This window comes from Kitasatospora sp. NPDC015120 (genome assembly GCF_043080305.1).
Classification (GTDB): domain Bacteria; phylum Actinomycetota; class Actinomycetes; order Streptomycetales; family Streptomycetaceae; genus Kitasatospora.
Window position 1 is genome coordinate 705,845 of the sequence record NZ_JBIBVJ010000003.1, and the last position, 6,289, is coordinate 712,133.

The window sequence follows — 6,289 nt, forward strand, 5'->3', positions numbered from 1 at the left end:
TGGGACCGGCACCAGCACCGGCACCAGCACCAGAGCAGCGACAACGACCGTTCGATCGAGGAGTCGGAGTAGACGTGGCCGAGTCGGAAGAGAAGCTGCGGTCCTACCTCAAGCGGGCCGTCGCCGACGCGCGGGACGCGCACCGGCGGGTCCGGGAGCTGGAGGAGCGGGGCCGCGAGCCGATCGCGATCGTGGGCATGGCCTGCCGCTTCCCGGGCGGGTTGTCGACGCCGGAGCAGCTGTGGGAGTTCGTGGCGGGCGGCGGCGACGCGATCGGCGCCTTCCCGACCGACCGGGGCTGGGACCTGGAGGCCCTGTACGACCCCGACCCCGACGCCCCCGGCACGGCGTACGTCCGCGAGGGCGGATTCCTCCACGACGCCGCCGACTTCGACGCCGGATTCTTCGGCATCTCGCCGCGCGAGGCGCTGGCGATGGACCCGCAGCAGCGCCTGCTGCTGGAGATCTCCTGGGAGGCGGTCGAGCGGGCCGGCATCGACCCGAGCGCCCTGCGCGGCAGCCGCACCGGCGTGTACACCGGGATCAACTGGCTCGACTACACCACCGTCCTCGCCCGGACGGCGAAGGGCCGGGACGGCACGCTGGGCATGGCCAACGCCGCCAGTCTGCTCGCCGGCCGAGTGTCCTACGTCCTCGGCCTGGAGGGGCCGGCGGTGACGGTGGACACGGCGTGCTCCTCGGCGCTGGTCGCGCTGCACCTGGCGGTCGGCGCCCTGCGTGCCGGGGAGTGCGACCTCGCGCTCGCCGGCGGCGCCACCGTGATGTGCACCCCGGAGACCTTCGTCAACTTCAGCCGGCAACGCGGCCTCGCGCCGGACGGCCGCTGCAAGCCGTTCTCGGCGGCGGCCGACGGCTTCGGCCCCGCGGACGGGGCGGGCCTGCTGGTGGTCGAGCGCGTGTCGGACGCGCTACGTCACGGACACCCCGTCCTGGCCGTGGTGCGCGGCTCCGCGGTGAACCAGGACGGCGCGTCCAACGGGCTGACGGCGCCGAACGGCCCGTCCCAGGAACGGGTGATCCGGGCGGCCCTGGAGGCCGCCGGCCTGGCCGCGCGCGACGTGGACACGGTGGAGGCGCACGGCACCGGTACCCCGCTGGGCGACCCGATCGAGGCGCAGGCGCTGCTGGCGACGTACGGGCGGGGCCGTCCCGAGGACCGGCCGCTGTGGCTCGGTTCGGTGAAGTCCAACATCGGGCACACCCAGGCCGCGGCGGGCGTGGCGGGTGTGATCAGGACGGTGATGGCGCTGCGGCACCAGGAGTTGCCGCGCACCCTGCACATCGACGCCCCCTCGCCGCACATCGACTGGGAGACCGGCAACGTCCGGCTGCTGACCGAGCCCGTGGTCTGGCCGCGCTCGGACCGTCCGCGCCGGGCCGCCGTCTCGTCGTTCGGCGCGAGCGGCACCAATGCGCACGTGGTGCTGGAGGAGGCGCCGGAGGCGGAGTCCCCGGTTGCTGCGGAGCCGGTCGGCGGGGTGGTGCCGTGGGTGCTGTCGGCCCGGTCGGGCGCGGCCTTGTGTGCGCAGGCGGAGCGGTTGCGGGAGTGGGCGGTGGCGCATCCCGGGGTCGATCCGGTGGATGTCGGCCGGTCGCTGGTGACGGGGCGCGCGGTGTTCGAGCACCGGGCGGTGGTCGCGGGGCGGTCGGTGGGGGAGTTGGTGGACCGGCTGGGTGAGGTGGCCGGGGGTGAGTCGGTTGCGGTGTCGGGGTCGGGTGCGGTGTTCGTGTTCCCGGGTCAGGGGTCGCAGTGGGTGGGGATGGCGGCCGAACTCCTTGACACCACACCGGTGTTCGCGGCGGCGGTGGAGGCGTGTGCGGGGGTGATGGATCCGCTGACGGACTGGTCGCTGGTGGAGGTGTTGCGGGACGGTTCGGGTGGGTTGCTGGAGCGCGTTGATGTGGTGCAGCCGGTGCTGTTCGCGGTGATGGTGGGGTTGGCGCAGTGGTGGGAGTCGTGCGGGGTGCGCCCGGCGGCGGTGATCGGGCATTCGCAGGGTGAGATCGCCGCGGCGCATGTGGCGGGGCTGCTCTCCCTGGAGGATGCGGTTCGGGTGGTGGTGCGGCGTTCGCAGGCGCTGCGGGGGGTGACGGGTGGCGGGATGCTGTCCGTCGGCCTGGGGGCCGATCGGGCCGCCGAACTGGTGGCTGGGGATGCGCGGTTGTCGTTGGCGGCGGTGAACGGGCCGTCGAGCGTGGTGCTGTCGGGGGAAACCGAGGCGTTGACGGCCGTGGTGGAGTGGTGTGAGCGTGAGGGTGTGCGGGCGCGCTGGATCCCGGTCGACTACGCCTCGCATTCCGCGTACATGGACGCGGTCCGCGACGAGGTCGTCGAGCTCTCCTCGTCGGTGAGCCCGTTGGTGGGACGCATACCGATGTACTCGACGGTGACCGGCGAACTGGTGGATGGGCCGGAGCGGTTGGCGGGTTCGTACTGGTTCGACAACCTGCGCGGCACGGTCCGGCTGGACGCGGCGGTGCGTGCGGCCGTCGCCGACGGGCACACCACGTTCGTCGAGTGCAGCCCGCACCCCGGCCTGGTCGTCCCGGTCGCCGACCAGCTCGAAGAGGTCCCGGGCGCGGTGGTCCTGGAGACGTTGCGCCGCCACGAGGGCGGTCCCGAACGTCTGGTGACGGCGTTGTCCGCGGCCTTCGTCGCGGGCCTGCCCGTCGACTGGACCACCCTGCTCCCCGCCGGCCGGCACGTCGACCTGCCGACCTACGCCTTCCAGCACCGCCGCTACTGGGCCGAACCCGACCCCACGGACGTCCTCGGCGCCGGCTGGGGCCAGTCGGCGATGGAGCACCCGGTCCTGGGCGCCGCCGTCGAGCTCGCCGACGGCTCCGGAACGGTCCTGACCGGCCGGCTCTCCACCGCCACCCACCCGTGGCTCGCCGACCACGCCGTGCTCGGCACGGTCATCGTCCCCGGCACGGCCTTCCTCGAACTCGCCCTGCGGGCAGGGGCCGAGGCGGGCGTCCCGGTGGTCGAGGAGCTCACCCTGCACACCCCGCTCGTGCTCTCCGACACCGGGGCCGTGCGGATCCAGGTCACCGTCGAGGACCCGGACGAGACGGGCGCCCGGGCGGTCGGCATCCACTCCCGGCCCGAGCACGCGCCCGCCGACCAACCCTGGACCCGGCACGCCGCCGGCCTGCTCACCGCCGCCCCCGAGGGCCCGGACGCATCCGTGACCGACGAGGCGGCGGCCGAGCAGTGGCCGCCGCCCGGATCCCTGCCGGTCGACGCCGACGACCTCTACGAGCACGCGGCGGCGGCGGGCTTCGACTACGGCCCGCTGTTCCAGGGCCTGCGCCAGGTCTGGCGGCGCGGCACCGAGCTGTTCGCCGAGGTCGAACTCCCCGACGAGGGCGGTGCCGACGCCGACCGCTTCGCGCTGCACCCGGCCCTGCTCGACGCCGCGATGCACCCGATGCTGGTCCGCGGTGAGGCGGACGCGCCGCTCCAGGCCGGCCTTCCGTTCTCCTGGACGGCCGTCCGGCTGGACACCCGCCACAGCCGCGCCCTGCGCGTGCGGCTGGTGGCGGGCGCGGCCGGCGCGATCTCGCTGAGCGCCCACGACCAGGACGGCCGGGCGGTCGTCTCCATCGGCGCGGTGGTCGTCCGGCCCGTCTCCGCCGAGCTGCTGCGGACCGCCGACACGCCGCTCCGCGACTCCCTCTTCGAACTCCATTGGAAAGAAGCGGAGTTCACGGCCGGACCGGCTTCCGGCGCGGCCGTCACCCTGGACGAGGCCCTCGCCCTCCTCGACGACTCCGGGGAGCGCCTCCCGGAGACCGTGCTCGTGCGCGTCCCCGCCGCCGAGGATCCGGAACCCGCGCGGACGCACGAGCTCACCGCGCACGTCCTCGGCCTCCTGGGCCGCTGGCTGGCCGATCCCCGGACCGCCGACGCCCGTCTCGTCCTGCTGACCACCGGCGCGGTCGCGGTCGGCGCGGGCGAGCAGGCCACCGATCCCGCCTCGGCCGCCGTCTGGGGCCTGGTCCGCTCCGCGCAGGCCGAGCACCCCGGGCGCTTCGTGCTGGCCGACGCCGAGGCCGGCACCCCCGAGGAGGCCGTGCTCGCCCAGGCCGCTTCGGGCGAGAGCCAGCTCGCGCTGCGTGGCGCCACCGGGTACGTCCCCGGCCTGGTCCGGGCCGCCGCCCGCCCCGAGGACACCGGCTTCACACCCGCGCCCGAGGGCACCGTGCTGATCACCGGCGGTACCGGCACCCTCGGCGCCCTGCTGGCCCGCCACCTGGTCGCCGAGCGCGGGGTGCGTCACCTGGTGCTGCTCGGCCGCCGCGGCACGGACGCGCCCGGCGCGGGCGCGCTGGCCGCCGAACTCGCCGAGCTGGGTGCCGAGGTGAGCATCGAGGCCTGCGACGCGGCCGACCGCGAGGCCCTCGCCCGGGTGCTCGCCGCGATCCCCGCCGAGCACCCGCTCACCGCCGTCGTCCACGCGGCCGGGGTGCTCGACGACGGGGTGATCCAGGCCATGACGCCCGAGCGGCTGGCCGCCGTGCTGCGCCCCAAGGCCGACGCCGCGTGGAACCTGCACCTGGCCACCCGTGAGCTCGACCTCGACGCCTTCGTCCTGTTCTCCTCGGCCGCCGGCCTGATCGGCAACCCCGGGCAGAGCAACTACGCCGCAGCCAACGCCTACCTCGACGCCCTCGCCCGCCACCGCCGCGCCCACGGCCTGCCCGCGACCTCGCTCGCCTGGGGCTGGTGGGCCGACGGCAGCGAGATGACCGCGGGGCTCGGCACGGCCGACCGCCGACGCATGACGAGCCTCGGCGTCCTGCCGCTCTCCGCCGAGCAGGGCTGCGCGCTCCTGGAAGCGGCCGTCAACCGCGCCGAGCCCGTTCTCATGCCGGTCCGGATGGACCTCGCCGTGCTCCGCCGCGCCGACGGCGACGCGATGCCCGCGCTGCTGCGCGACCTCGCCCGGGTGCCCGGCCGCCGTGGCACCGCGGCCGGCGGAAGGGCGCGGTCGGGCGCGCTGACGGCCCGGCTGGCCGGTCTGCCGGAGGCCGAGCGCCGGCAGCTGCTGGTGCGGACCGTGTGCGCCCACGCCGCCGCCGTGCTCGGACACGGCGACGAGGACGGCATCGAGGAGAGCCGCGCGTTCCGCGAGCTGGGCTTCGACTCGCTCACCGGGCTCGAACTGCGCAACCGGCTGAGCGGTGCCGTCGGCCTGCGCCTGCCCGCGACGCTGGTCTTCGACTATCCGAACCCGAGGCTGCTGGCCGGCCGCCTGGCCGAACTGCTCACCGGCGGTCCGGCCCCGGTGGCCCCGGCCTCCCCGGCTGCCCGGCCCGTGCCGGCGGCCCCGGACGAGCCGATCGCCATCGTCGGCATGGGCTGCCGGCTGCCGGGCGGCGTGACCTCCCCGCAGGAGCTGTGGGAGCTGGTCGCCGCCGGTGTCGACGCGCTCACCGACTTCCCCGCCGACCGGGGCTGGGACCTCGACCGGATCTTCGACCTCGACCCCTCGCGCCCGGGCAGCACCTATGTGCGGACCGGCGGATTCGTGGACGACGCGGCCGACTTCGACGCCGGCTTCTTCGGGATCTCGCCGCGCGAGGCGCTGGCGATGGACCCGCAGCAGCGCCTGCTGCTGGAGGCCGCCTGGGCGACCGTCGAATACGCGGGCATCGACCCGGAGTCGCTGCGCGGCAGCCGCACCGGCGTGTTCGCGGGGGCGATCTACTACGACTACGCGACCCGCCTGAACCGGGTGCCGGACGAGCTGGAGGGCTACCTCGGCAACGGCAACGTCGGGAGCGTCGCCTCGGGCCGCGTCGCCTACGCGCTCGGGCTGGAGGGCCCGGCGGTGACCGTCGACACGGCCTGCTCGTCCTCGCTGGTCTCGCTGCACCTGGCCTGCCAGGCGCTGCGCGCCGGTGAGTGCGACCTGGCGCTGGCCGGTGGCGTGACCGTGATGTCGACGCCCGCCGTCTTCGTCGACTTCGCGCGTCAGCGCGGTCTGGCGGCGGACGGGCGGTGCAAGCCGTTCGCGGCGGCGGCGGACGGGACCGGCTGGGGCGAGGGTGTGGGCCTGCTGCTGGTCGAGCGGCTGTCGGACGCGGTGCGTCACGGGCACCGGGTGCTGGCGGTGGTGCGGGGCAGCGCGGTGAACCAGGACGGTGCGAGCAATGGGTTGACGGCGCCGAACGGGCCGTCGCAGGAGCGGGTGATCCGGGCGGCGCTGGCGAGCGGGGGGCTGGCTGCGGCGGACGTGGACGTGGTGGAGGCGCACGG

At 75.5% G+C, this 6,289-nt stretch carries 1 protein-coding gene; it reads left to right on the forward strand.

Features of this window, described 5'->3' with window-relative positions; genetic code table 11:
- Positions 1 to 74: 74 nt before the first annotated feature.
- Positions 75 to 6,289, forward strand: a 6,215-nt coding sequence (locus ACF1AK_RS11765) for an SDR family NAD(P)-dependent oxidoreductase (protein ID WP_391498605.1), incomplete at its 3' end; no start/stop codon positions are given.